The organism is Acinetobacter sp. AOR43_HL (assembly GCF_027854635.1).
GTDB lineage: Bacteria > Pseudomonadota > Gammaproteobacteria > Pseudomonadales > Moraxellaceae > Acinetobacter > Acinetobacter pittii.
The window spans coordinates 22,220-47,742 of record NZ_JAKTHX010000036.1 but is presented as its reverse complement, the minus strand read 5'-3'; the positions used below and the strand labels follow the sequence as shown (position 1 = coordinate 47,742).

The following is a 25,523-nucleotide window of genomic DNA, read 5'->3' as shown; positions in this document are numbered from 1 at the left end:
CTTAATGGTTTCAAATTAGGTCTTTTGGATTGATTTTTCAAGTTTAGTTTCGTGTTAAAGCCTTAGAAACTAAAATCAACACCTACAGTAAAATTACGTCCAACTTGTGGAATATTTGATAAGAATGAAGCATGTTGATAAACCGTATCATCTAACAAGTTATTTGCTTTCATATAAACACGGTAATCAGTTTTTGCACCATATTGTCCAGAATATGCCACCCCAAGATTGAGCATGTTATAGCCTTCAGTTTCGGTCTCGTAAGCTGCAATCTTATCTTGGTTAAAGACATGGTAGTACTCGGCAGAACCACTAAAACCATCACCAAAATCTGCATCGACTTTAGTACCTAAACGTCCTGCTGGAATACGTGGAGCATTACCTTCTGCATCAATTTTACCGCGCACATAATCACCAAAAGCACTGATCTTGTACATTGGGGTAATTTGATAACCAATTTCACCCTCTGCACCATAGAAGCGTGCTTTATCTTGAGTGTATTGAACTAAACGGAAGTCTTTATAACGGTCAAGGGTTTGCGCATAGATGTAGTCATCAAACCAGTTATGGTACACATGAAGATGATAATCAAGTTTGTCATTATCAAAATGCAAACCTAACTCAACATTATTCGATTTTTCCTTACTGAGTTGATCATTTCCTAACTCATAAGTATTCGTCGCAAAATGTCCACCATTTGCATATAACTCTTGAGCTAAAGGCAAACGCTCTTGATGTGAAGCGACAAAAGACAGTTTATAGTTCGGTGCAAACTCCCAATTCGCAGCACCTGCGTAAGAAAATGCAGAACCATCAAAATCTTGTTTAGAGTTATCATCTACATCAATTTCTTGCTGATCTGCACGGGCAGAAAGCTCAAAATGTACGTCTTTCCATTGTTTATGTTCTAAAGCAAATACGCTCCACTTTTTGGTAGTGGTCGGAGCCATAAATGCTTCTTCGCCAGTTAAATCTAATTTCTGTTGACCTAACTGTGCGCCAATTACGCCTTCCCAACTTGCAATCGGGTTATGTACTAACTCAATACGTCCATCATAACCTTTGTTTTGGAATCGGGTCGCAATTGTTCCCTCTTCAATTTCATCATGCTGATAGTCAGTATAGCTTGCTTGCGCACGTAACTTTTGGAAGCCTGCAAATGGATCATTTAACTCGGTTTTAAAATCGTAACGCTCAGATTTTAAATCAATCCATGGGCCGCCATGTTCGTGTTCATGTTCTTCATGCTCATGATCGTGACCTTCTTCACCCTCTTCATGTTCATGGTCTCCACAATGCAAATGCGGTCTTCCACCTAGATGAGCGCTACAACTTTCGTATTCATGGCTATGCCCCGGTAAGCCATACTGATCACGACGGTTACTATAAGAAATACCCGTATAACCACGGTCATAAATCCAAGACAAACCAACATTAACCGAGTCACCCTGCGCAAAAGTATTGTCTACACGGCGCTCTTTTTCACCTTCATGAATATAATTGGGCGCAATATAGTTATTCGCATCACGTGTTAACCCCTCAACACGTAATGCAACTTGGCTTCCCAACCCTACAGTTACACCAGCACTCGCCAGTTTTTCATCACTTCCAGTGTTGTAACGTAAGCCAACTTGTCCTTCATAACCATTTTCAGGCATTTGCGTAGGGATCTTGTTATCAATGACGTTGACTAAACCACCGACAGTCCCCGCACCAAACAGTAAAGTTGAAGGGCCGCGAATTACTTCGACTTGTTTCGCAAGCACAGGATCTACAGTGACAGCGTGGTCAGGAGACAAGGTCGAGACATCAATATTTTCTGATGAGTTTTGAAGTACTTTAACGCGTGGGCCATCTTGTCCACGGATAACCGGACGACTCGAACCAGCCCCAAACTGATTCGCGTAAATTCCGACTTCACTACTGAGTGCATCCCCAATGGTAGCAGCGCCTTGCGACAGATGCTTTTGATCAACAACAGTATCTGCCACAGCAAAATCTTGTGAAGTTTGCTCAAGTGGATGAGCCTTAATTCGGATGGTTTCTAGCTTTTCAACATTTTCACTTTCTGCTGCAAACGAAGGTACGGATATGACAGCTAAAATGGATAAGGTCAAAATATTTTTATAGAACAACATGAGGTGATTCTCTGATCGCTACGCCTTTTGTTTTGTTATATTATAACATTTCAGTCTTTTTGCAATAAAAAACATTTCCAATCGGCTGATTCGTTAGACTGGGCAATTAAATGATGTGAGTAATCTCTGTTTTATAATGCCTTTTACAATCTCTCATGCCGTTATAGCACCCCCTCTTTCAAAGCTTAGCCGAAACACTTTACCAGTTGCAGCTCTAGCAATTGGAAGTATGACACCCGATCTTTACCGCTTATTTACAATGCAATCAGGTATGTTGACACATCAATGGAAAGGCCTGATTTATCCCAACCTTGCCTTAGGCCTCATTTTTTGTGCTATTTGGTACTTTCTATATCGACCTGTAATTTACCGTTTTTTCGGTATTCAGCATGATCTTGGCCTCAACTCTTTAAAACGTATTTTTTTATTTTTGGTTGGAACATTACTCGCGCTTATTTTAGGGATTGCCACTCATTTAATTTGGGATGGTCTAACACACTCAGACTTTCGGACCTTTGTATTTAAAGATGTATTAGCGACCACAGTTCATCTTTTGGGACACCCTTATCCCTTACATCGTCTTTTACAGTTAGGCTCCTCTGCTCTTGCCTTACCTTTTATTGTTTGGATGTGTGTTCACTATTATCAGCGCTATAAACAACACTGGAAAGTAAGTAAAAAAATTAAAATTTTCGCATGGTTTCTTTTGATTTTATCTACAGTGTTAGGCCTATTTTCTTTTTGGGATTATGCCCGCTACATTCCTCATGAAGTTTGGCATGCCGATACGTATTATTTTACGGGCCGCTCTATTAATGAATTTATGCAAGGTTGGTTAAGTACCTTTAGCTTAGGATGCTTACTATTCTTGGTTTTAGATCGACAACAAAGAATGGGATGAATAATTAAAATCGCTGCCAAATTGCTCATTTTCAGGTTAATTTCTGCGGTTTTTTGATCTAGTTCTTGTGACAAACCATCCAACAAGGCATAATCGAAAACTTACTTTTTTGACGGTGCGCGGTTTACGCATCCGTCCTTTCAGCCAATATAGTTTGGATAATCTTCATCATGATGCGAACTCATTACTGTGGCTCTTTAACTGAAGCCCAAATCGACCAGACCGTTACACTATGCGGTTGGGTACATCGTCGCCGTGACCATGGCGGTGTTATTTTCCTTGATATGCGTGACCGTGATGGTCTCGTTCAAGTGGTTATTGACCCAGATACTCCAGAAGCATTTGCAACAGCAGATAAAGCACGTTCTGAATATGTATTAAAAATTACAGGTCGTGTTCGTCGCCGTTATGAAGGTACTGAAAACCAAAATATGGTGAGTGGTCAAATCGAAGTTTTAGGCAAAGAAATCGAAGTTCTTGCTGCTTCTGAAACTCCGCCATTCCCGTTAAATGATGACACCATTAACGTGTCAGAAGAACACCGTTTAAAATATCGTTTCTTGGACATCCGTCGTCCAGAAATGTTAGATCGCTTACGTTTCCGTTCTAAAGTAACTAACTTGATCCGTAATTATTTAGACGATCACGGTTTCTTAGACGTTGAAACTCCGATTTTAACCCGTGCAACTCCTGAAGGTGCACGTGACTATTTAGTACCAAGTCGTGTACAAAATGGTAGCTTCTACGCACTTCCACAATCACCGCAATTGTTTAAACAATTATTGATGGTGGGTGGTATTGATCGTTACTACCAAATCGCGAAATGTTTCCGTGATGAAGACTTACGTGCTGACCGTCAGCCAGAATTCACTCAAATCGATATTGAAACATCGTTCTTAAACGACGATGAAATCATGGATTTGATGGAAGGCATGACTGTTAAATTATTTAACGACTTGCTTGGCGTAAAATTTGAAAAATTCCGCCGTATGCCATATAGCGAAGCAATGCGTGACTATGCATCTGACAAACCAGATTTGCGTATTCCGTTGAAACTCGTTGACGTTGCAGACTTAATGCAAGAAGTAGAGTTCAAAGTATTCGCTGGTCCTGCAAAAGATCCTAAAGGCCGTATTGTTGCTTTACGTGTTCCTGGTGCAGCTTCATTGCCACGTAGTGCAATCGATGAATACACCAAATTCGTTGGCATCTATGGTGCTAAAGGTTTAGCGTACATTAAAGTTAATGAACTCGCTAAAGGAATTGAAGGTCTTCAATCTCCAATCGTGAAATTCATTGAACCGATTGTACTTGAGCTGTTGGAACGTGTTGGCGCACAAGATGGCGATATCGTATTCTTCGGTGCTGATAAAGCTAAAGTTGTAAATGACGCAATGGGTGCGCTTCGTGTCAAGATTGGTCACGATTTGAATCTTTCAACTTGTGAGTGGGCTCCACTTTGGGTTGTTGACTTCCCAATGTTTGAAGAAACTGACGATGGTAAATGGACTTCTGTTCATCATCCATTCACGCTACCTAAATCTAGCGTAGAAGACGTGAAGAGCAATCCAGGTGAAGCACTTTCTGTTGCTTACGACATGGTATTGAATGGTACTGAAGTTGGTGGTGGTTCACTTCGTATTTACACATTAGAAATGCAAAAAGCGATTTTTGAAGCGCTTGGTATTTCTGATGAAGAAGCAGAAGAGAAATTCAGCTTCTTACTTAACGCGCTTCGTTATGGTGCTCCTCCTCACGGTGGTTTGGCATTTGGTCTTGACCGTTTAGTTATGCTTATGACTGGCGCGACTTCAATTCGTGACGTTATTGCGTTCCCGAAAACTAAGACTGCTGAATGTCCACTTACTCAAGCACCTGCTCCTGTTGAAGCAAACCAGCTTCGTGACTTGGGTATCCGCTTACGTGAAAAGCCAAAAGCTGAAGAATCTAAATAATTTTTTAGATCTTCAAATTAAAAAACCCTGCTTATGCAGGGTTTTTTATTGAGAAAAATTTAATGAGATATTTCTTTTTCAAAACTTGAAAGCGTATTAAATTTTTGTTCAAAAATTTGAATAACTTCTGTTTTTAGTTTTTCAAAATCGACCACTTGTTCATCGTCATTTAGACAAATTTGTGGAAGCCGTCCATTTTTAATAATTTGATTAATTTCGGGAAGGTTTTGCAGTCTTAAATTAAAATTTTGGCCACGCTCAAATATATTTACAGGATAAAAACGGGATGAACATAACTGCCATAACCTAAACAAATATTGGTTAACGTCTAAAGGCTGTCTAAAACGATGACTTGATACTCCTTTTAAATAAGTCTCTTCAGTTTGCCAAACTTCTTCAAACACTGATTTCAAAAATGGTTGAGGCAAATGAGTACTATAAAAGCTCGAAAATTTTCGGTTATATAAACTTAAAAAATTCCCCCAATTATTACTCATAGAGTAGCGATGATTAAAAAGTGCATAGGGATTGTTATGAAATAATTTCCGCTTATCAAAATACTTATTAATGATTGCGACATCAGTCAATGCAACTGCGCCTAAAAAGTTCTCTTCTCCCACGACCATTAAAGGTTGTAGCTGAATACCATCACAAGGTAAACCATTTTTAAAAAAGAACTCTGGCTCTAAAGTGCTATTAATAAAGGTGTCATCATTAAAATAGACAAAGTGTTCTGCTAAGCCTTCTATTTTATGAATATTGATTTCGATGGCATGTGAGTTAAAGGTCGGTAAACAGGCTGGTTCTATAATTTGATCATGGGTAACTAGATTTAACTTGGGATGATTCTTGACTAAAAATTCTGGGAAATGACCACAGGTCACAAGATGAATTTTTCTAACCCAAGGACAAAATTTTTCAACAGATCTAAACCAAAAATGAAGATTATTCCAATCGCGATAGCGACATTGGTCAGCGAGTTCATCGATCTTAGTTTTAGTTTCTTTGGATTTATAATATAGATATTGTTGCTGCCATTTCGTATCGGTTGAGTCCACCCAAATCATTACAAAATCTATAGGCTGCATCAAACATATATCCAAATAAATTCAGCAATTTACTAGATAAAATTCGATAAAAATCGGATACCAAGTTTATTAATGTTAATAAAACTTCACAATTTATCCATAATTTTACTTTTTCTACAGAATTTGCTTAATTAAGACTCTATTGAGATGGTAGTAGGCAAATGGCATAATACCCCCACTCTTTCTTTTCTCCCTTGGTAATTCATTATGGCAATGCGTCCTGACGTTCGTCGACATGCTTTAGTCGTGATTGTATTCTCTCTCGCACAATGGTTTTTCATGCGCTATATTCTTGCAAATGAATTATTTAACATGACTACAAATCAACGAATTTTATTTTTCTGTGTAAGTAGCTTGGTTGGTGCATTGCTTATATTTGTTGCATTGATTTATATGGTTTTAAAAGGAAATGCGGATAAAAATTAATATCCGCATCCCACATAAATTTTTAGAAAATCTTAAATTTATTTCCCAATATAATTATCACATAACTGAATCAGTTCCGGATGTCTATCATGTTGATGGACAATAGGAATGATTTCTTGATTGCGATTGATAATAAATCCCTGATCATTAACTGCAATTTGATCTATTGGGTATAACCCTAGGGTTACAATAATGGATTCAAATGGCTGACAACGTGTTACATCAGCTAAATTATTAGTAATTAATAATTTATTATGCATAGCTTGATCATAAATTCTTTCAGACATTTTTTGATATGGCTGTTTGCAGAATTCTTCGATCATCTTATTGATATAGACTCTAATTGATTCATGATCACCAATAGTGACGCCTGAACAAGAAACTTGCTCATCTTTTGCAAGATTATAAAAGTCCTCTCCGTACGCATCCAAGATCCATTTTTGGTTATATTGCTCAGTACCTATGGTGAAATTTGGATTTTCCATCCCAACCAATAGTCCTTTGCCAAGATTTTTGAAAGGATTACTTTGGAAAAAAACATCTCGAACATCGCTCAGCAATACATGTGATGCATCCGGATGGCTTTCTACAATTTCCTTATATTCAAAGAAACGGCTCACATGCGGATAACCTGTAATTTTAAGCGCTTTTATTTTTGAATCAGCGTTTTCTTCATTTACAGTTAAGCCAATAATTTTCTTAAGAATATTTTTTACAAACTTGAATTTATAAACACCTGAATATTTTGACTTTGATTTAAATTTTCCAATAGTTGAAACTTTAAATTCAATTTTAAAATTTTTGATATCTGAAAATGCATTAACAAATTCTGTCATTTGCTCTTTATATATAATTAAAGCCAATATGCCATCAAAGTTTGCTTTTTCCAAAGAATATACAAAAGAAGAGATGAGGTCAGCATCATATCCAGTAGCTGACCCGATAATAATATTTTTTTGCTTAATCATAAAATTATCAATAAAACCCATAAAAATGACTAAATTATATATTTATTAAGTATATATTTCTTTAGTTTAACTCTTAAGTAACGTAATAAATCACTATCATCTTGAGAAAGAGGCGTCACTAGACTCCTTTCCTTTTCTAAGTAACTTAATGCATCATTATTTTCAATAATTGGGTGATCGAATAAAAAGCTGACATAGAAACTAAAATCCCCTCGCCCAACAAGGTCCTGCCAATGATCATAAATTTTTATCGGTTGATGATAATCAACCAACATTTGAGCCATTTTACGATCTACAACATAGGCATAAGCATAGGCAAGTTTTTCAAGATAGTCGTAATCAACTTTTAAGACTTTTTGGTTATACAATTCTTCGGGTAAAAATTTTCCACGAACACGATTGCATATTTTCATTTGAATACCGCCCAAGCTTAAGAAAAAGCAAGGACCTAAACTCAAAGAATGAATGTGTTTTTCTAAATCTTGGAAATCAATTTCAAAACGTTCGATCACATCATCTTCAAAAATAATTGCATATTCTTCATCAGAGCTTAAAAAATCTTTTAATGCAGCTATATGTGACATTGCACAACCAAGCTCACCTGGTGTCATCGGTTTCTTCTTACCTGCTACACCCTGTTGAAAATACTCACTAACACTTAAATTTTTTCCTATAACCCCAAATTGCTTAAATTCATCGCGATATTTGTAAAATGTTGCTTGAGAGTACAACTTTTTTAAACGTTCACTATTAGCAGATTCAATACTGATTAAATATTTTTTCATTTCATTCAAATGTTAAAATGAGTCAGGGATAGTCTATCTAATTATAGTTATATCGAGTGTAAAATTTAATGCTAAATCGCCTGATTCAAAAAAAATGGTACAAGTACCAACAAGCAAAAAAAGCGAAAACTTTTGACTCCCATTGGTATATGCGTTTTGGCTGGTTAGAGCAACCTTTTACTACACTTGAGCAATTAGATTCACTCTTTGAGATCCATTCCCCTAGAAAGTTTACATTTGCAGATAGCTTTTATGCTTATGAAAATGAGCGTCATTTCATTTTTTTTGAAGAAGTCGATGACCAGCATCCAGTAGGTTTTCTTTCTGTTTTAGAAGTCTTTAAAAATGGCACCTACACACCACCAGAGACAATCTTAAAGCTCAACTATCACCTTTCTTATCCTTGTGTATTTAAGTTAGAAGACACTTGGTACATGATCCCAGAGACTTCTGCCAACAAGACGATTGAACTTTGGAAATGTACTGAATTTCCACTGAAATGGGAAAAGCATTCTAATCTGATTGAGAATATCGAAGCAGTCGATAGCACCCCTTTTTACCATGAGGGCTTATGGTATCTTTTTACTTCAACGCGTCGTGATTGTAAGAAATTTGGTGACCGTTTAGACCTGTTCTTTACCGAAGATATTTTAAATCCGAACTGGCAAGAGCACCCAATGAACCCAGTGTGCCGAGGCAGTCAGCAGTTCCGTATGGCAGGCAAACCTTTTATTTATAAAGGGCAACTGGTTCGACCAAGCCAAGATTCTTTAAAGCGATATGGCGGCAATATCGAATTAAAAGCGATTACTCAGCTTAGCTCAATAGCTTATGAAGAAAAATTACTAGAAGTCGTTTTACCAGACTGGAATCAAGCAGATGACGGTTGCCATACTATTAATGTCGAAGATAACTTCGTAGTACTTGATGCCATCCGCCTTACACCGAAGAATAATTAAGTGTTCAGCAGGCCTTTATAAATATTAAGTGTCTGCTCAGCCATGGCTGGTACAGTCAGTTCAGCCTTGGCTTTTGCATACAAAGGGCTAAAGTCGTTTTGAGCCTCAAGTTGCAGTGCATATTCAATGGTTTTTGCTAAACTTTGTGCATCTCCAATTTCGGCTAGATATTGCTCTGGCAACCACTCAATCACACCGTTCACTTTAGTTGAAGCCATTGCTTTATCAGCCTGTAAAGCTTCTACCATGACGAGTGGAAAACCTTCACGGTCTGACGATAAAACTACAATATCAGCCAGTTGCACCAGATCACGCGCATCAGTTCTAAACCCAAGAAAAGCAACCCGATTTTGCATGTTCAATTCGCTGACTTGCTTTTCCAAACTTGCTCGAAGTGAGCCATCGCCAACAATCCATAAATTGGCATCAATCTGTTGCATCGACTCAATCAATAAACTGATATTTTTTACGGGTTCTAGACGCCCAATACACATAACAACTTTTTTGCCTGCGTCTAGCTCAGCAAAATCTTTTTGAATCGATTGAAGTAACTTTTCTTTATTTTCAGTTGTAAGTACGGGTTGAGGATATACACCGTTATAAACTACGTGTGCTTTAGACTCAGGTATGCCTTGCGTGAGCGCTTGGCTCACCGCAATAACTGCATCACCTGCTAAATAAGCAGACTTATTCTTTTTAGTACCATGAACAGTCGTTACAAACTTTGGACCAGATAAAAATGGCTTAATGCGGGCAATCAGCTCAGCCGCTTTTCCTGCTTGTGCATGAACAATAGCGGGTTGGATTTGCTGAATAAGATTTTTAAGTTGCCAAAGTAAAAAAATATTCCAACGGCTACGCGCAAAATCGACAGCATGAAAATGTACTTGTTGGCTAAACTTGTCTACATAGCAAGGATGTGCAATCACATGTACTTCATGATTTAAAGCGAGCTCATTAACAAGGTTAAAAGTGTGCTGCTCTAAACCACCAACTCCACCACTCGTTGCCAATACCTGAACAATTTTCATAGCTTGCCTACTTATTTTTTATCTTTATTCATCGTCTGTTCAAACAGTTTGGCTTCTTTTAGAAATGCATAAAATGCGTTAATCATACTATTTACGAAACCACGCCAACCATTTAAGAAACTACGGCGAATAAAATAAGACTTCATGAAAGTTACTGGCATTACCAAAACCAATTTTGCAACGCTTGGAGACTTTCCTTTTTGGTATTTCTCTAGTGCTTTGAGGTTGGAATATTGGTTATTTTTTTCGACCTTAACGAAAATACTCGACTCACCATAATGATAAATATCATGTTGAGCACGCTGAGATTCACCGTCTACAATCACATTTTCATGAACTTTATTAGCAAGGTCATAATGCCCTTTAGACTTGCGGAAAAAACGTACCTTTGCATGTTTTTTAGTATGTTTGCTGTTTGGAACACCTAAGAACACATCATTAATTGGTGTGATTAATGCATCAAGCTTGTTCTGTTGAATAGTCTCAACAATCTCTTGTTTTAACTCGTTAGATAAGACTTCATCACCATCTAGATTGAGTACCCAATCATTTCGACATTTTTCTAAAGCTAAACTTTTTTGCCCAGCGTAACCTTGCCAGTCTTGGTGAGAGATTTGCGTATTTTCAAAGCGCTGAGCAATTTCATAAGTATTATCAGTACTGCCAGAGTCTAAAATAATGACTTCATCAAACTCACTGACACTTTGCAAAGTCCGCTCTAACCAAGCGCCACAGTTTAAAGTAACAATATAGACACTACATGGAATTTTATTCATAACTTATAACGTCCTTTAGCAAGGGCGATACGCATCTGTAAAGCATTCATGGCACCATGCGTGCTGACACGTGGAATATTAAATTGGTTATCTGCTTCATACGCTTCGATTTTTTTACGAGTCGATACTGCGTTTTTAAAGCCAATTTCTTGCGCCATTTTCTGGTGCTTTTCATTAAATCGACCAAATGGATAAGCAAAACTCGGGCACTTTCCAACTAATGCTTCAACGTCACGTTTAGACTGAAGCATCTCATCATAAGCAGTTTGATCATCAAGCTTAAGTAAGTTCACATGATGTTGGGTATGTGCACCAAATTCAATTAAACCAGAATTCGCCATTTCATGAATTTGTTCATGAGTGAGCTTTTCGATGCCTTCAATTTGAGTTGCCAAATAAATAGTTGCTTTCGCGTTATATTTTTTGAGTAATGGATAAGCATAGAGATAATTATCCATAAAACCGTCATCAAAGCTTAAAGCAACGACATTCTTTTGATTACGATATTGCTCAAGCTCGGAAACAAAGCAAAAAGTAGTCCCCTTACGCGTCAACAACGTTAAGAGTTGTTCAAACTTTTCAGGAGGCATATTCATGCCTGAGGCCGCATCTTTAGGGGTAACCTGATGCAACATCACAATGCGAGGTAGTTTACTCGAACGAAACGGAAGCCAGAATGTATAATTACCCAGCACATATAACAGTGCAGCAAGTACTAATAGGCCCACCGCAACGTACAAAAACCACATCATGCATAAACCTCATGTGACCATTCATAATTTTCTGAAAGGGGCTGCTTAAATGTTACCTCAACCATAAACTGGGTGATGCGTTTAGCATTGAAAGATTTACGTGTTTTCTCCCAGCCCTCTTTCGCTATTTTTTCAGCCTGCTCTGGATTTTGATCAAAGAATTGGATCTTGTTGGCCAAGTCAAACTGATCATCAAAGTAAACCACTTCCTGCTCAGTATAGAGCTTCTCAAAACCCGGAATTCTTGGACTAAAAGTGAGTAAACCATTACCAGTCAGCTGTACAATACGGTCAGAACTATACAAGGTTACATCATTACGACGTGAGTAATTAAGTCCCATTTTTGTTTCAGACAGAACTTTATAATACGCTTTACCATAAACACCAGGTTGTTCAAAACAACCATAATATTGATAGTTCACATGGCCTTGTTGTAAAGCATCTGCCAAGTCCTTTAAGAACTTCTCACGCTCAGGTTCTTTATAGACCACGCCGCAGAAAATAAAAGTCTTGTCAGTCTTAGAATTTGAAAATTGCTGTAGTGTTTCTACATTACGGTGACCTACATTTGGCAGATAGGCTACGCTTAAATGAGGCTGTTTTAACTTTTGTAGATATTCCCCACCTGTTGTGCAAAAAATAGCATCCAAATATGGCGAGAATGCTTTAACAAAGTCGAGTTTGTTTTCAAGATAAAGCGGATCAACATACCAAAATGCAATTTTAGTATTTGGATAAGATTCTTTAATTTGTCTTAGAACATCTGGACTCATTAAGTCACTATGTCCAATCAGTACCAAGTCAGGTTCAATATTATTGACGACCTTTAGTACTTCTTTATTAGCCCAATTGGCACCCAGTTTTTTTGTTTTAAAAATGGTACCCATTCGAGCCATATCGCGAAAACTAAAATCATAAACGAAATGGCCATTTTCAATTAATCCGGCAGAAATTTTACGGTCTGTGCAGTAAAAATGGGCGCCTTGTTTATTAAAGCCAAAATTTGCAATATGCAATATTTTCATTTATTTACTCAAAATAAAAAATTTAATTTTTTGATAAAAGATATGTTGCCACACGGTCTGCTTCTTTAAAAGCATAAGGTTGTGGTAACTGTACAACACAAGTCTGCTGTGAAATTAATTTTGATTCTAACATTTGGTCAACTGAGTGCGTAATCCGGTCGTCTTTCAAACGATCCATAGCCATCACCCCGACTCGACAACCCGCAGTAAGTGCCTCAAAAATCATAGAGACGCTGTCTTCTGTTACCCAGACAGCTTCTGCTTTTTGCATTTCTTCGAAAATCCAGCCTTGGGGTGTTTGATCAACTGGAAATATGTGTAAATGCTGGGCAAAACTTTGTTGTCCTAAAATATCGACAAACTCTGCTGGGGTTCGACGAGAAGTGGTCAGAATAATTTCAGCGTCTGGATTATTCTCAACAATTTTTTGAACACTGGTTAATACTTTATTTTGGTTCCATTGATGTCGTTTAGACGAACCACCTAAAGCGATTAAAACTCTCGCGGTTTGATGGCGATTTTCATTACGAATGGGATTTAATGCACCACGCGTGACAATCACATGGCTATCGGCGTGAATACCGTCATGCTCCGGAATAACAGCATAATCAAAGCAACCAATAGGTAAACTCGGCTTCATTAAAATAATCGTTTTAGCCTTTTTAAAAATTCTACCGAGCAACCAAACACGAAAATGTGTGTGGCTACCCACCCCAAATACAAAATCAGGCGCTTGTTTAAACAAAGATTTTTTTGAAGAGAAAAGTGCCTGAATTAAGGAAATAATAGGTAACTCAGAAATTAGGACCTCTTCAAAAGTTGTTTCTGGCTGTTGTCTTTGCATTGCCTGAAACAAGCCTAATGCTTGTGAGCGGTGCCCTGCCTTACCATCAGACACATAGACAATATGCATAGAAGCTCCCTAAGCCAAAAAATAAAAAGGCGAAACTTATGTTCGCCTTTTTATGTTAACGGATTAACTTATTTTACGTAAGTTAACCAGTGTTCATATTTCGGATTTCTACCTTGAACCGCATCAAAGTAAGTTTTTTGGATTTCAGTGGTAATTGGGCCACGAGTACCCGAACCGATTGGACGGTCATCGTATTCACGAATTGGTGTTACTTCAGCAGCAGTACCTGTGAAGAATGCTTCGTCTGCAATATAGAATTCGTCACGTGTAATACGGCGCTCAACAACTTGGTAACCAAGATCTCTAGCGATTGTCATCACAGTTTGACGTGTAATACCATCAAGCGCACCACCAGCGATATCTGGAGTGTGTAAAACGCCATCTTTAATCAAGAATACGTTTTCACCTGAACCTTGGCATACATAACCTTGTGGGTCCATGAGCATTGCTTCATCATAACCAGAGTGTGCAACCTCTTGATGAGCAAGAATTGACAACGTGTAGTTACCAGATGCTTTTGCTTTACACATAGTCACGTTTGGATGATGGTGAGTAAATGATGAAGTTTTAACGCGAATACCTTTAGCCATCGCTTCATCACCAAGGTATGCACCCCACGCCCACGCAGCAACAGCAGCATGAATTGTGTTATTTGTTGCTGCAATACCTAGTTTCTCTGAACCGATCCAGATCAAAGGGCGTAAATAGCAAGAAGCTAATTTATTTTCACGAACAACATCGATTTGTGCTTGTTCAAGCGTTGCTTGATCATACGGCACTTTCATTTGATAAATTTTTGCTGAATTTAACAAACGTTTTGTGTGGTCTTGAAGACGGAAAATGGCAGTACCTTTAGGTGTTTCATAAGCACGAACACCCTCAAATACGCCCATACTGTAGTGTAATGTATGGGTTAAAACGTGAATCTTTGCATCACGCCAATCAATTAATTTTCCATCTTGCCAAATAAAACCATCACGATCAGCCAAATTCATGGAACACTCCAAATTGTTATAAAATCATTCACTATCCAACTCAACCGAAGCGGTTGGGTCTATTAATCTTTGCCATAAATTGCAAACGACCGCACGGGTACTACGCCAGTCCGCTGCGCTGACTTGCATGGATTGATTTGCAAGGGCTAAGCGGTGGCTTTCGGCACGTTCACTAAGATAGGCTCGAATTAATGCTGTGGCATCTTCACTGGATAAGCAGTCTGCTTTAGCAGCATCTTCTAATATTCTTACATTATCAGAATAATGGGCGAGATCGGGTTTCGTCCCGCTCCATGCAAGTACAGCATACTGTGCCATAAATTCGATATCTACGATACCACCTGCGTCCTGTTTTAAATGAAAAATACCATGTTTTTTTTGTTCAGAAGACGAACCTAGGTGGTCTTTCATTTTCTGACGCATTTTCAACACTTCCTCACGAACATAAGCCTCATCTCTAGATTGAGTCAATATCTTGCGTCGAAATATTTCAAATTTTTGGCAAAGCGTTTCATCACCAGCGATAGAACGTGCTCGAACTAGTGCCTGGTGCTCCCAAAGCCATGCACTTTTCAACTGATAGTGTTCATAGGCTTTCAGACTTGTCACCAATAAACCGGCCTCACCTGAAGGTCTTAAGCGTGTATCAATTTCATAAACACGACCATCTAGCGTTTGCGTAGTCATCAAAGACATAAACTTTTGAGCGACACGCATAGCAAACTCAAAGCCACTAATTGACTTGGTTCCATCCGTATCGGATTGTTCATCTAGATAATGAATAAAAACAAGATCTAGGTCAGAACCATAGCCCAGCTCAATACCACCCACTTTGCCATAACCAATAACAGCAAAGGCTTTGTAGTCGAGTGAGCAGCTTTTCCCATCGACATCTTTAGGGTAACCATGACGCTTCGCCACGGTCTGATAAGCTAAATGGAGAGTTGCGTTTACACTGACTTCAGCAATATCAGTCAATGCATCAGATACTTTCATTAATGGGCTTTCAGCTAACACATCACTTGCAGCAACAGTGAGTACATTGCTCTTTTTAAACAGGCGAAGTGCTCGCATTTGGTCTTCGACCTGATCAATTTCAATGCGAAGCAATTGCTGACGCAATGAGTCTTCTAAGTCCTTACGCTTTGGCAACTCGAAATCCATCGATAAGAACTCATCCAGCAGTACTGGATATTGCGTTAACTCTTCACAAATCCACGGGCTCACCGTCGCCATTTTCACCAAGCGTTGTAATGCCCCCTTACTTTCAATCAGCATCACCAAATACACGGTTCGACGCATGACTGATTCAATCAGTGGCATTAAACGCAACAGTGCAGTTTGTGGTTGTTCAGACTGTAAGATCGCTTCGATTAAATGAGGCCAAAACGTTTTTAAACGCTGCACAGCATTTGAAGGAAGTTTTTTAAGTGCATGACCATGCCAAAACTCATGAATCAGATTTTTCGCATTGTCATCCAGCACTTCATCTAATTGCTGCTCTAACTGCCCAAAATTTTCAGTTGCGGCATTAGAGCTGGTATCTTCAATCAGTTGCTTAAATTGAACTTTTACTTTTTGACGTTTTTCATTAAGAACATCGAGAAACTCATTCCAGCCCGTAAAATCCAAAGTATCTATAATGCGTTGTCTTAGATCTAATTCTTCCGGCAATAACTGAGTTTGTTGATCGTTTAGAGCTTGAATCGCGTGTTCAACACGGCGTAAAAATAGGTAAGCATCTTCAAGTTCTAATACAGCTTGTTTTTCTAACAAACCTGCCTCACCAATGTGCTCAAGACTAACTAAACATTGACGGTCTTGTAACTCACGTTTAGAACCGCCGTAAATCAGCTGGAAGACCTGAACAATAAATTCAATTTCGCGAATACCACCCGCCCCGAGTTTAATATCATCCTCAATATGACGACGTAACACTTCACGCTCAATCATCGCTTTCATGTCACGCATAGCAGCAAAAGCGGTGTAATCGACATAACGGCGGAATACAAAAGGACGTGTCATTTCTAACAAATCCTGCCCTTCTTTGCCGCCAGTCACTACACGGGCTTTAATCCACGCATAACGTTCCCACTCACGGCCATGTTGACTTAAATATTTTTCTAAAGCGGCATGACTAATCGCTAATGCCGAGCCATCCCCCCAAGGACGTAAACGCATATCAACTCTAAACACAAAACCATCGGCAGTAATGTGTTCAAGCAAATAAATGAGTTTTTGTCCCCACAAAATACAGAACTGCTGTACATCAATACATTTGCGACCGTTGGTTTCACCTTGCTCATCAAAGGCAAAAATTAAGTCGATATCACTCGACAAGTTAAGCTCTTGAGCACCAAGCTTACCCATGGCAACAACAATCAAATCTTGAACTTTGCCAGAGTAGCTCACAGGTTCACCGTGTTTCGCCACAAGTGCTACACGCGCAAAATCCTTTGCTGCACAAATACTGGCATCTGCAAAATCAGAAAGTTCACGAGTGAGTGTGACAACATCGGTAAGCTGATTGGCATCCTGCCAGATCCAGCGGAACATTAAACGGCTACGTAAAATGCGCATTCCGCGCATCCAAAGCATTTCATCACCAATCCCATCTAGCGTGGTCTGTACAAATTGGTAAATCTGTTCGGTCGAGAGCGGTGCAGTAAATTGATCTATTTGATAATCTTGTTCTAAAACAGCTTGATGTAAACCTAAAACTTGTTCTGCGTACTGACTGGCACGCAATGTTTTTTGTAACTGCTCCGCATTCATATAAAAAGCTCTTTTCCTCGTACTCTGTTTTTAGTTATAGCAGTTCGAGTAGTGTTAGGAAAAGGGATTAGACTAATTTTGCTTCTGATGAAGAATGATGTTCGGTATGCACCTCATGACTTTCTTGAGCTGAGGGTAATAGAACCTTAAATGTCGTTCCCACCCCTTCTTTAGAATCAACAGTAATTTGCCCCTGATTAATCTCGACAAAACGCTTGCAAAGACTCAAACCTAAACCAGCACCTTTTTCCCCTGCAGTGCCTTTAAAGCTTGCAGTAATACGTGGATGGAATAAATTTGCCATTTGTTGCTCAGTCATGCCTAGACCGGTGTCTCGAACAGTAATTTCTACATTTGTATCCGCTTGTTGAGCTTCAATAAAGACTTTGCCTGATCCATCAACGTCGGTAAATTTCAGAGCATTTGACACCAAGTTTTGAATCACAGAAGTCATCATATTGATATCGGCGTAGATGTTTAAATCATCTGGAACACCATTAACCAGTTCAATATTTTTCTTTAAAGCTAATGTATGCAGTACATCACAAACGATATTGCTGACTTGTCTAAGTTTAAAGTTAATCGGGTGATAGACAAAACGCCCTCCCTCGGCCATCGCCCATGTCAGTAAGCTTTCAAGTAAGTTATAGGTCGATTGTGAGGTGTCGTATAAATAATCTGCAATATTTTGAATACTAGATTCATCTAAGGTTTCACGCTCTTTGGCGAGTACCTCAGAAAACCCGAGCAATCCATGAAAAGGTGCACGCAAGTCATGCGAAATAATTGAGAAGAATTTTGTTTTACTTGAATTAATTGCTACCTGTTGTTCATAGAGTTCGTTTAACTCTTCATAGTTAAACTTCAACTCAACTTGTTGCATAAAAGTAGAACAATAATCGAGCAGTAATTGAATATCGTCATCTTCAAATGTTGCCGCATCGTCATCAAAAAAGACAGCAAACCCCATTGAGGTTTTATCAGGGTGTAAAAGATGCACGGCCAATGCCCTGCTGCACTCAATATTTAATTCTTTTAAATAGTTGATTAAATTTTGATATGAAGGATGTAAATGATTAATGACCTGTTGTTTGGCGAAGCACTGTTTTAAATGCTTTGATGGTTTAAACGAGATTGCCGTCATGCCTTCAGGGCAACGGTGCCAAAAGTAAGGTTCCTGATTAAAAGTCAATAAGGCTTTTTTACAATTCAAAAGACGAAGACTAAACCGGAAAAATTGTTCGATGTAGTTCTGCTCGGCATTTAATCCAAGCAACAGAGATATCCTACAAGCACTTAACTGCTCAACCTGATTTAGTTCTAAACGTTGGAATGTCATTGCCCGCCTCACAGATTATGTCGTTTTTGGTCGGAACCGCTCTCAAGAAATGTACTTATAATCATTATGATCTACTACAAACTTTAACACAGTACATTAAAAGAGCAACGTTCTTTTCAAAATAGAAATGTGAAGTTTCAATTAAAGGTTTTCAGATACATAAAGTGGGTATGCTTGAGGAAAATACAACAAATGTTTGAAGGTAAAGAGTTGTAAGATGTTAGAAATGCGAGTTTATAAAATAGCCCTTATGATCAATAGATAGAGAGAGGGAGAAATGCACTCAATACTAGACGTTAAGAGCCAAAAGAAAATGACGGCTGAAGAAATATTGGAAGAAATTGAATATCCACTTGAGAACCTTCAAAACTTACTTTTTGCCTTTTCAAAAATGAACGTCGATGATGGTTTAAAAGAACAAGAATTTAGCGCCATCATCAATACGCTACATCACCAAGTGATTAACATTAACCGCGCGGTTCATGCAAAATGAATTAAAACAAACCCAGCTTAGGCTGGGTTTTGAACTTAATGTGATAATCTAGATATTAGGTCCTGATCTGCAAACATATTTGGATGGTGAAATTTTTTGATAAACTCAAAAATTACACCTTGATATCCTGTTTTTATAATCCTTGAATTAGATAAAGCTGTTTTGAGATCATCTTCAGTTGAACTAATTGCGATTAATATGACCTGTTCATAAATAGACATATTATCCCTTAAAATTCCTATAAAAAAATCCTTATCAGTCTCTTTAAGGTCTGCCTTCGATATTAAATTTAATATAGTCGTATAGTTAGAGAAGTATGTTAATAACTCTGATTCAATAGAGCCCTTATAATTAATAATCAATTCCTTTGAAAAAAAATAGCGTACTTCTTTTTTAGTTAAATTTCGAAAATCACCAAATTCCTTATCTATATATTTATTTAAGTATTTCATGAATTCTGTACATATGACCCCAAACATATATTGTCCGATATATGTTTCACCATTTCTATCTTCTAATTTTAAATAATTATAAGTCTGTTGTTTACTTTGAAGTAAGGAATAAAATAAGGCCGAAAAATTTGAGTATTTTGCTTCATTCAACTGATCTACATATGTTTGTCTAGCTAACTTTAATTCATTAACTTGTAAGATCGTTGAATAGGCTACAGCACACAAAGCTAGAGATGAAATCAGAGTATTTAGACTTCCATAAATATCCCCAATTGCCCCAAACTCACTAAATCCTTTTAGATCTGTTCCGAGCCATCCCATCCAATTCATTAAAAATCTAAATATAAAGGGAAAATAAGTCCAAATGAAAAAAATAAAAATAATAAGAAGTGTATATTTCAACTTACCTCTAACCTTTAATCCCATAAAATTACCCTGAATAAATTTTTTATTTATTTGCTTAAATTGATTTGCATAAGTCTCAGTTATAGAAACTAACCCCGAACGCATTTCTTCACGTATTTAACGGTACAACTGAGTCAGTTTTGCTTCATCATATATTATCAAAATTTAGTAAAAATTTATCCAACAAAAAACCCCTAAGCCGTTAGCTTAGGGGTTTTCGTAGAATCTTACGATTCTGAATATGGTCCCGAGGGTCGGACTCGAACCGACACGTCATCTCTGACAGCGGATTTTGAGTCCGCCGCGTCTACCAATTTCACCACCTCGGGAGAGGAAGTATGTTTGTGTTGCGTATATTAACGCGTTTGTAAAACTTGTCAAACCCTAAGTGAATATTATCGTTCACTTTTAGATCATTTAAACATTTTTCATGATTTAGGTCAGAAGCACAGCCATAAAAAAGCGAAAAAGTTTATACTAGGCCCAATTTTTGTGGTGTTTTTTCTCAAATATGCAACTGTCTGACTTTTCCTTTGAATTACCTGATGAACTTATTGCCCGTTACCCTCTCGAATCACGTAGTGCTTCGCGATTGTTGCACCTAGATTCAAAGGGTCAATATCACGATCACATGTTCACAGACATTATCGATCTGTTCGAAGAAGGTGATTTGTTGGTGCTTAATGACACCAAGGTCATGAAAGCTAGACTTAAAGGAAAACGCTCTACAGGCGGTGCTATCGAGATCTTGGTTGAGCGTATGCTGAACCACACCACAGCGTACTGTCATATCAAATCTAGCAACTCACCTAAGGCAGGTGCGGAGCTTTTTGTTGGTGCAGATAATATTCCTGTGATTGTACGTGGCCGTCACGAAAATTTATTTGTGGTTGAGTTTTCACAGCCGATCTTGCCTGTACTTGAGCAATATGGTCAGTTACCTATTCCGCCTTACTTTAACCGTGAAGCAGAAGAAATTGATACTGAACGCTATCAAACGGTTTTCCATAATCCCGAAAAAATTGCCAGTGTTGCCGCTCCTACTGCGAGCTTGCACTTTGACGAAGAGTTACTAGCAAAGTTAGAGCAAAAAAATGTTCAAAAATCTTTTGTGACTTTACATGTCGGTGCTGGCACATTTATGCCTGTTCGTACTGATGACATTACCAATCATGTCATGCACAGTGAATGGTGTGATGTTCCTCAAGAAACCATTGATTTAATTTTGGCAACTAAGGCACGCGGCAATAAAGTGATTGCCATTGGTACAACCGCGACACGTGCTTTAGAAAGTGCAGCTCAAGCTCATGGCGGTAAAATTGCAGCTTGGACGGGCGACACACAAATCTTTATCTATCCAGGTTATGAGTTCTGCATCGTAGACCGTTTAATTACCAACTTCCATTTACCAGAGTCTACCCTGCTCATGTTAGTATCAGCGCTATCAAATCGAGACAACATTTTGACTGCTTATCAACATGCAGTTAAAAGCCGCTATCGTTTCTTTAGCTATGGCGATGCAATGCTGATTGATAAGCTAGAAGTTTAAAAATTAAATTCTGATCGATATTGTTAATCATCTATAATATGGATGCAAATATTTAGCAATATCGATTAGCTTTACCAAGTCGATTATAATTTTTATAAGCCTGAATTTTAGATATTTCCTTCATTAAAATATCTATGCCATAAAACCTATCCTTAGTTTCTCCAATCTTTTTATATAACAGCTACATTTAGTAGTAGAACTACATCGCAGAATCAAGGAAAATAGCCCTCTTTTTAGCAGCGAACTGTTTCTTCGCCTCTGCTCGTGTTCAGGATTTTTAGATGAAGTTTGAAAAATTAGGTCAGTCGGGGCGCGCCCGTCGTGGTCGTTTAACTTTAGAACATGGTGTTGTTGAAACACCTGTTTTTATGCCAGTGGGGACTTACGGCACAGTCAAAGGCATGTTACCTCGTGACATCGAAGACATTCAGGCACAAATTATTTTAGGAAATACGTTCCATTTATATTTGCGTCCGGGTCTTGAAGTGATTAAAGAACACGGTGGTTTGCATGACTTTATTAAATGGAATAAGCCAATTTTGACTGACTCTGGCGGTTTCCAGGTTTTTAGTCTTGGCGCAATGCGCAAAATCAAAGAGGAAGGTGTTACTTTCCGCTCACCGATTGATGGTTCAAAAGTGTTTTTATCGCCTGAAATTTCTATGGAAATTCAGCAGGTCTTGAACTCTGACATCGTGATGATTTTTGATGAGTGTACGCCTTACCCTGCGACACATGAAGAAGCTCAAAAATCATTGCAGCTTTCTTTACGCTGGGCAAAACGTTGTAAAACCCATCATCATGATGAGCTCAAAAATCACAATGCGTTATTTGGCATTATTCAAGGTGGCATGTATGAAGACTTACGCGATGAGTCTTTAAATGGCCTTTTAGAAATCGGCTTTGACGGTTACGCAATTGGCGGTTTATCTGTAGGTGAACCTAAAGAAGAGATGATCAAAGTTTTAGATTATCTACCAAATAAAATGCCACATGACAAACCGCGTTATTTGATGGGCGTTGGTAAACCAGAAGATATCGTTGAAGCGGTGCGCCGCGGTGTCGATATGTTCGACTGTGTAATGCCGACTCGTAATGCTCGAAACGGTCATTATTTTGTCACTGATGGTCTGGTACGTATTCGTAATAGCAAATATCGCCATGACCAGAGCCCGCTCGATCCACATTGCGATTGCTACACTTGTAAGAACTTTACCCGTGCTTATCTATTCCACCTTGAAAAATGTGGAGAAATGTTGGCATCTATGCTCGGTACTATTCATAACTTACGTTATTACCAACGTTTGACTGAAAGTATGCGTGATGCATTAGACAATGGCACATTTGATGAATTTGTTCAGGACTTTTATGCCCGTCGTGGTTTAGAGGTTCCACCATGTCCGGTTGATGAATAAGCCAGATTTGCGCTCAACCTCAAGACAAGGTAAATTGCAAAACGAATTAGGATTATGTCAGTTATCTGACTCATATTTTTAACTTTAGGAAATCAAAATGAGCTTTTTAATTTCTGCTGCTCATGCAGCACCGGCAGCTGGCCCAACTAATGGTATTTTGCCAAACATCTTGATGATTGTCGTATTCGTTGCAATCTTTTATTTCTTAATTTGGCGCCCTCAAGCAAAACGTGCTAAAGAACACCGTTCTTTAATCGAGAGCTTAGGTGTTGGTAGTGAAGTTGTTTTCGCTGGCGGTTTAATGGGCAAAGTAACCAAAATTGAAGGTGACTATGCAGTTGTTGAACTGAGCCGTGGTGTAGAAGTAAAAATTCAGCGTGCCAGCGTAATTTCAGTATTACCTGAAGGCACTCTAAATAACCTTTAATCATAAAACAGTCGTGCTTTAGCACGGCTTTTTCATTTAAGAAGAAAGCGAATGCGTTACCCTGCATGGAAATATTTACTGATTCTGGTTGTTCTGGTAATCAGTACATTATACGCACTGCCTAGTCTATATCCGGATGAGCCCGCTGTTCAAATTTCCGGTGCCAAAGCTGGTACCCAAATTGATCAAAGTGTGGTGAAAAAAGCAGAGCAAATTTTAAAAACAGCAAATATTGCGAGCCATGACAATACTTTTACAAATAATGCTGCCCTATTGCGTGTCAGTTCATCTGAAGCACAGTTAAAGGCAAAAGAAGTATTACGTCGTGACTTAGGTGATGAATATGTTGTCGCCCTAAACCTTGCACCAACCACACCGGAATGGCTGCAAAAGATTGGGGCAAAACCAATGAAACTTGGTTTGGACTTACGTGGTGGTGTCCACTTCTTGCTTGAAGTAGATATGGACAAAGCCGTTGCCCAACGTATGGAAACCTCTGCCACCGATTTGCGTCGTCAGTTCCGTGAAAACAAGATCAAATTTAACAGTCTTGCATTAACAAATAATGTGATCACTGTTCAATTTGCTGACAATGCTGACCGTGATGCAGCAATGGATTTTTTACGTCGTAATGGGAATGAATATACCCAACAGGCATTAGCAAGCTCTACAGGTTCTACTTTAAAGCTTACTTATACCGATGTACGTCGCCAAGAAATTCAGTCATATGCGGTAAATCAGAACTTAACAACATTACGTAATCGTATTAACGAACTTGGTGTTGCAGAAGCATTGGTACAAAGTCAGGGTAGCAACCGTATTGTTGTTGAATTACCGGGTGTACAAGATACAGCTGAAGCTAAACGTGTTTTAGGGCGTACTGCGAACCTCGAATTCCGTTTAGTTTCTGACTTAAATGATCAATATATCGATCCATATACGGGTAAATATAATGGTCAACCTTTACCTCCGGGTACAGAAGTATTTGCTTATGAGTCTTTAGATAGCGGTCGTCAGCTCTTGTTGCAACGTAACCGAATCTTGACTGGTGAGCGTGTTCAAAATGCAAGCTCTGGCTTTAGTCAGGACTCTGGCGGTGCCGAAGTAAATATCACGCTCGACAGCGCTGGCGGTAAGCTAATGTCCGATGCAACCCGTAATGCAGTTGGTAAACGCATGGCGGTATTGTTCATCGAGAACAAGCAAAAAATTAACTATGTCACAGATCCAAAAACTGGTGCACAAACAGAAGTTCGTACGCCATACACTGAATCTGTAGTCATTAACGCAGCAACAGTTCAGGCTGTTTTAGGTTCGACTTTCCGTATTACCGGTTTAAGTTCTCCTCAAGAAGCATCTGAACTTGCATTAATGCTTCGTGCTGGTGCTTTAGCTGCGCCAATGTACTTTGTTGAAGAGCGTGTAGTTGGTCCAAGCCTTGGTCAAGAAAACATTGATAAAGGTGTATTGTCTACTCAAATCGGCTTCTTACTCGTTGCAATCTGGATGGTGGTTTTCTTCCGTGTATTCGGTTTAATCGCGAACTTTGCTCTTGTGTTTAACTTGGCAATGATTTTAACCGTGATGTCATGGATTGGAGCTTCCCTCACCTTACCGGGTATTGCCGGTATCGTTATTACCATTGGTATGGCGGTCGATGCGAACGTATTGATATGTGAGCGTATCCGAGAAGAAATGCTCTGGGGGGCCTCACCCAAACAGGCCATTGTGGCCGGTTATGATCGAGCCTATAACACCATTTTTGACTCGAACTTAACCACGTTCCTTGTTGCATTCATTCTGTTTGCAATTGGTACAGGCCCAATCAAAGGTTTCGCCGTGACATTAATGATCGGTATTATTTGTTCGATGTTTACTGCAATTACAGTAACTCGTGCAATCGTACAAATCATTTATGGTAAACGCCGTAATTTGAAAAAGTTGAGCATTTAAGGA

22 protein-coding genes and 1 tRNA gene are annotated in these 25,523 nt (G+C 38.6%); 9 read left to right on the top strand and 14 right to left on the bottom strand.

Annotation, left to right across the window (positions count from 1 at the left end; all coding sequences use genetic code 11):
* Positions 1-62: 62 nt before the first annotated feature.
* Positions 63-2,138, bottom strand: coding sequence for a zinc piracy TonB-dependent receptor ZnuD (gene znuD / locus MKL33_RS18065; protein ID WP_174723083.1), 2,076 nt, complete (start codon positions 2,136-2,138; stop codon positions 63-65).
* A gap of 136 nt (positions 2,139-2,274) precedes the next feature.
* On the opposite strand from znuD, the gene MKL33_RS18060 reads away from it, so the two are divergent.
* Both MKL33_RS18060 and aspS read left to right on the top strand, forming a co-directional pair.
* A complete protein-coding gene (locus tag MKL33_RS18060) occupies positions 2,275-3,039 on the top strand; it encodes a DUF4184 family protein (RefSeq protein ID WP_270907471.1) in 765 nt (254 codons plus the stop codon).
* 170 nt (positions 3,040-3,209) lie between these two features.
* Positions 3,210-4,994, top strand: coding sequence for an aspartate--tRNA ligase (gene aspS / locus MKL33_RS18055; RefSeq protein ID WP_005064200.1), 1,785 nt, complete (start codon positions 3,210-3,212; stop codon positions 4,992-4,994).
* Between the two features lie 59 nt (positions 4,995-5,053).
* Here aspS and MKL33_RS18050 read toward each other — a convergent pair whose 3' ends face one another.
* Entirely contained in the window at positions 5,054-6,082 is a 1,029-nt protein-coding gene (locus MKL33_RS18050) for a stealth conserved region 3 domain-containing protein (RefSeq protein ID WP_270907470.1), read from the bottom strand.
* A 207-nt stretch (positions 6,083-6,289) separates the two neighbouring features.
* On the opposite strand from MKL33_RS18050, the gene MKL33_RS18045 reads away from it, so the two are divergent.
* Complete coding sequence (locus tag MKL33_RS18045) at positions 6,290-6,508, top strand: hypothetical protein (protein ID WP_014207632.1); 219 nt, start codon at positions 6,290-6,292, stop codon at positions 6,506-6,508.
* A 38-nt stretch (positions 6,509-6,546) separates the two neighbouring features.
* Here MKL33_RS18045 and MKL33_RS18040 read toward each other — a convergent pair whose 3' ends face one another.
* Positions 6,547-7,497, bottom strand: coding sequence for a lipooligosaccharide outer core biosynthesis glycosyltransferase GtrOC6 (locus MKL33_RS18040; protein WP_086393594.1), 951 nt, complete (start codon positions 7,495-7,497; stop codon positions 6,547-6,549).
* Positions 7,498-7,505: 8 nt separating this feature from the next.
* Entirely contained in the window at positions 7,506-8,261 is a 756-nt protein-coding gene (locus MKL33_RS18035; RefSeq protein ID WP_069036214.1) for a glycosyltransferase family 25 protein, read from the bottom strand.
* Positions 8,262-8,329: 68 nt separating this feature from the next.
* Here MKL33_RS18035 and ghy point away from each other — a divergent pair, with 68 nt between their 5' ends.
* Positions 8,330-9,220 carry a glycosyl hydrolase Ghy gene (gene ghy / locus MKL33_RS18030; RefSeq protein ID WP_270907469.1) on the top strand — a complete coding sequence of 297 codons (891 nt, stop codon included), beginning with the start codon at positions 8,330-8,332 and terminating at the stop codon, positions 9,218-9,220.
* Here ghy and MKL33_RS18025 read toward each other — a convergent pair.
* The 8 genes from MKL33_RS18025 to MKL33_RS17990 all read right to left on the bottom strand — a co-directional run bounded on the left by MKL33_RS18025 (position 9,217) and on the right by MKL33_RS17990 (position 18,826).
* Complete coding sequence (locus tag MKL33_RS18025; RefSeq protein WP_270907468.1) at positions 9,217-10,251, bottom strand: glycosyltransferase; 1,035 nt, start codon at positions 10,249-10,251, stop codon at positions 9,217-9,219. The two genes, ghy and MKL33_RS18025, sit on opposite strands and share 4 nt — an antisense overlap.
* A gap of 11 nt (positions 10,252-10,262) precedes the next feature.
* A complete protein-coding gene (locus MKL33_RS18020) occupies positions 10,263-11,027 on the bottom strand; it encodes a glycosyltransferase family 2 protein (protein WP_130120800.1) in 765 nt (254 codons plus the stop codon).
* A complete protein-coding gene (locus tag MKL33_RS18015; protein ID WP_206224053.1) occupies positions 11,024-11,779 on the bottom strand; it encodes a polysaccharide deacetylase family protein in 756 nt (251 codons plus the stop codon). Before MKL33_RS18015 ends, MKL33_RS18020 begins: the two co-directional genes overlap by 4 nt.
* Positions 11,776-12,804 (bottom strand): glycosyltransferase family protein, encoded by a 1,029-nt coding sequence (locus MKL33_RS18010; RefSeq protein WP_270907467.1) that lies wholly within the window; start codon positions 12,802-12,804, stop codon positions 11,776-11,778. The genes MKL33_RS18015 and MKL33_RS18010 overlap by 4 nt, the downstream gene beginning before the upstream one ends.
* A gap of 22 nt (positions 12,805-12,826) precedes the next feature.
* Positions 12,827-13,717 carry a mitochondrial fission ELM1 family protein gene (locus MKL33_RS18005; RefSeq protein ID WP_270907466.1) on the bottom strand — a complete coding sequence of 297 codons (891 nt, stop codon included), beginning with the start codon at positions 13,715-13,717 and terminating at the stop codon, positions 12,827-12,829.
* Between the two features lie 68 nt (positions 13,718-13,785).
* Positions 13,786-14,712, bottom strand: coding sequence for a branched-chain amino acid transaminase (locus MKL33_RS18000; RefSeq protein ID WP_004705670.1), 927 nt, complete (start codon positions 14,710-14,712; stop codon positions 13,786-13,788).
* A 24-nt stretch (positions 14,713-14,736) separates the two neighbouring features.
* Positions 14,737-17,487, bottom strand: a complete 2,751-nt coding sequence (gene glnE / locus MKL33_RS17995) for a bifunctional [glutamate--ammonia ligase]-adenylyl-L-tyrosine phosphorylase/[glutamate--ammonia-ligase] adenylyltransferase (protein WP_270907465.1) — start codon at positions 17,485-17,487, stop codon at positions 14,737-14,739.
* A gap of 67 nt (positions 17,488-17,554) precedes the next feature.
* On the bottom strand, positions 17,555-18,826 hold the full coding sequence (locus MKL33_RS17990; protein WP_270907464.1) for a sensor histidine kinase: 1,272 nt from the start codon (positions 18,824-18,826) through the stop codon (positions 17,555-17,557).
* A 277-nt stretch (positions 18,827-19,103) separates the two neighbouring features.
* On the opposite strand from MKL33_RS17990, the gene MKL33_RS17985 reads away from it, so the two are divergent.
* Positions 19,104-19,319: a hypothetical protein gene (locus MKL33_RS17985; RefSeq protein WP_270907463.1), complete on the top strand. Its 216-nt coding sequence runs from the start codon at positions 19,104-19,106 to the stop codon at positions 19,317-19,319.
* A 35-nt stretch (positions 19,320-19,354) separates the two neighbouring features.
* On the opposite strand, the gene MKL33_RS17980 is transcribed toward MKL33_RS17985, so the two are convergent.
* On the bottom strand, positions 19,355-20,281 hold the full coding sequence (locus MKL33_RS17980; protein ID WP_270907462.1) for a putative phage abortive infection protein: 927 nt from the start codon (positions 20,279-20,281) through the stop codon (positions 19,355-19,357).
* Between the two features lie 137 nt (positions 20,282-20,418).
* Positions 20,419-20,505: transfer RNA gene (locus tag MKL33_RS17975), tRNA-Leu, on the bottom strand.
* A 182-nt stretch (positions 20,506-20,687) separates the two neighbouring features.
* Here MKL33_RS17975 and queA point away from each other — a divergent pair.
* The 4 genes from queA (at position 20,688) to secD (ending at position 25,520) form a co-directional block, all read left to right on the top strand.
* The gene (queA, locus tag MKL33_RS17970) at positions 20,688-21,725 is read left to right on the top strand and encodes a tRNA preQ1(34) S-adenosylmethionine ribosyltransferase-isomerase QueA (RefSeq protein WP_032056723.1); all 1,038 of its coding nucleotides are present in this window, start codon (positions 20,688-20,690) and stop codon (positions 21,723-21,725) included.
* Between the two features lie 281 nt (positions 21,726-22,006).
* Entirely contained in the window at positions 22,007-23,140 is a 1,134-nt protein-coding gene (tgt, locus tag MKL33_RS17965; RefSeq protein WP_032007395.1) for a tRNA guanosine(34) transglycosylase Tgt, read from the top strand.
* A 97-nt stretch (positions 23,141-23,237) separates the two neighbouring features.
* Positions 23,238-23,567, top strand: a complete 330-nt coding sequence (gene yajC / locus MKL33_RS17960; protein WP_002116168.1) for a preprotein translocase subunit YajC — start codon at positions 23,238-23,240, stop codon at positions 23,565-23,567.
* 51 nt (positions 23,568-23,618) lie between these two features.
* Positions 23,619-25,520, top strand: a complete 1,902-nt coding sequence (gene secD, locus MKL33_RS17955) for a protein translocase subunit SecD (protein ID WP_002116237.1) — start codon at positions 23,619-23,621, stop codon at positions 25,518-25,520.
* Positions 25,521-25,523: the final 3 nt, after the last annotated feature.

What these genes read in the sequence shown, in the direction of transcription:
- MKL33_RS17990 (WP_270907464.1), bottom strand. Translation starts at nt 18,826, where the DNA reads ATGACATTCCAACGTTTAGAACTAAATCAGGTTGAGCAGTTAAGTGCT.
- MKL33_RS18025 (WP_270907468.1), bottom strand. Translation starts at nt 10,251, where the DNA reads ATGAAAATTGTTCAGGTATTGGCAACGAGTGGTGGAGTTGGTGGTTTA.
- secD (WP_002116237.1), top strand. Translation starts at nt 23,619, where the DNA reads ATGCGTTACCCTGCATGGAAATATTTACTGATTCTGGTTGTTCTGGTA.
- MKL33_RS17980 (WP_270907462.1), bottom strand. Translation starts at nt 20,281, where the DNA reads ATGCGTTCGGGGTTAGTTTCTATAACTGAGACTTATGCAAATCAATTT.
- MKL33_RS18000 (WP_004705670.1), bottom strand. Translation starts at nt 14,712, where the DNA reads ATGAATTTGGCTGATCGTGATGGTTTTATTTGGCAAGATGGAAAATTA.
- MKL33_RS18035 (WP_069036214.1), bottom strand. Translation starts at nt 8,261, where the DNA reads ATGAAAAAATATTTAATCAGTATTGAATCTGCTAATAGTGAACGTTTA.
- MKL33_RS18050 (WP_270907470.1), bottom strand. Translation starts at nt 6,082, where the DNA reads ATGCAGCCTATAGATTTTGTAATGATTTGGGTGGACTCAACCGATACG.
- ghy (WP_270907469.1), top strand. Translation starts at nt 8,330, where the DNA reads ATGCTAAATCGCCTGATTCAAAAAAAATGGTACAAGTACCAACAAGCA.
- yajC (WP_002116168.1), top strand. Translation starts at nt 23,238, where the DNA reads ATGAGCTTTTTAATTTCTGCTGCTCATGCAGCACCGGCAGCTGGCCCA.
- MKL33_RS18040 (WP_086393594.1), bottom strand. Translation starts at nt 7,497, where the DNA reads ATGGGTTTTATTGATAATTTTATGATTAAGCAAAAAAATATTATTATC.
- MKL33_RS18060 (WP_270907471.1), top strand. Translation starts at nt 2,275, where the DNA reads ATGCCTTTTACAATCTCTCATGCCGTTATAGCACCCCCTCTTTCAAAG.
- MKL33_RS18045 (WP_014207632.1), top strand. Translation starts at nt 6,290, where the DNA reads ATGGCAATGCGTCCTGACGTTCGTCGACATGCTTTAGTCGTGATTGTA.
- MKL33_RS18010 (WP_270907467.1), bottom strand. Translation starts at nt 12,804, where the DNA reads ATGAAAATATTGCATATTGCAAATTTTGGCTTTAATAAACAAGGCGCC.
- tgt (WP_032007395.1), top strand. Translation starts at nt 22,007, where the DNA reads ATGAAGTTTGAAAAATTAGGTCAGTCGGGGCGCGCCCGTCGTGGTCGT.
- znuD (WP_174723083.1), bottom strand. Translation starts at nt 2,138, where the DNA reads ATGTTGTTCTATAAAAATATTTTGACCTTATCCATTTTAGCTGTCATA.
- glnE (WP_270907465.1), bottom strand. Translation starts at nt 17,487, where the DNA reads ATGAATGCGGAGCAGTTACAAAAAACATTGCGTGCCAGTCAGTACGCA.
- queA (WP_032056723.1), top strand. Translation starts at nt 20,688, where the DNA reads ATGCAACTGTCTGACTTTTCCTTTGAATTACCTGATGAACTTATTGCC.
- MKL33_RS17985 (WP_270907463.1), top strand. Translation starts at nt 19,104, where the DNA reads ATGCACTCAATACTAGACGTTAAGAGCCAAAAGAAAATGACGGCTGAA.
- aspS (WP_005064200.1), top strand. Translation starts at nt 3,210, where the DNA reads ATGATGCGAACTCATTACTGTGGCTCTTTAACTGAAGCCCAAATCGAC.
- MKL33_RS18015 (WP_206224053.1), bottom strand. Translation starts at nt 11,779, where the DNA reads ATGATGTGGTTTTTGTACGTTGCGGTGGGCCTATTAGTACTTGCTGCA.
- MKL33_RS18020 (WP_130120800.1), bottom strand. Translation starts at nt 11,027, where the DNA reads ATGAATAAAATTCCATGTAGTGTCTATATTGTTACTTTAAACTGTGGC.
- MKL33_RS18005 (WP_270907466.1), bottom strand. Translation starts at nt 13,717, where the DNA reads ATGCATATTGTCTATGTGTCTGATGGTAAGGCAGGGCACCGCTCACAA.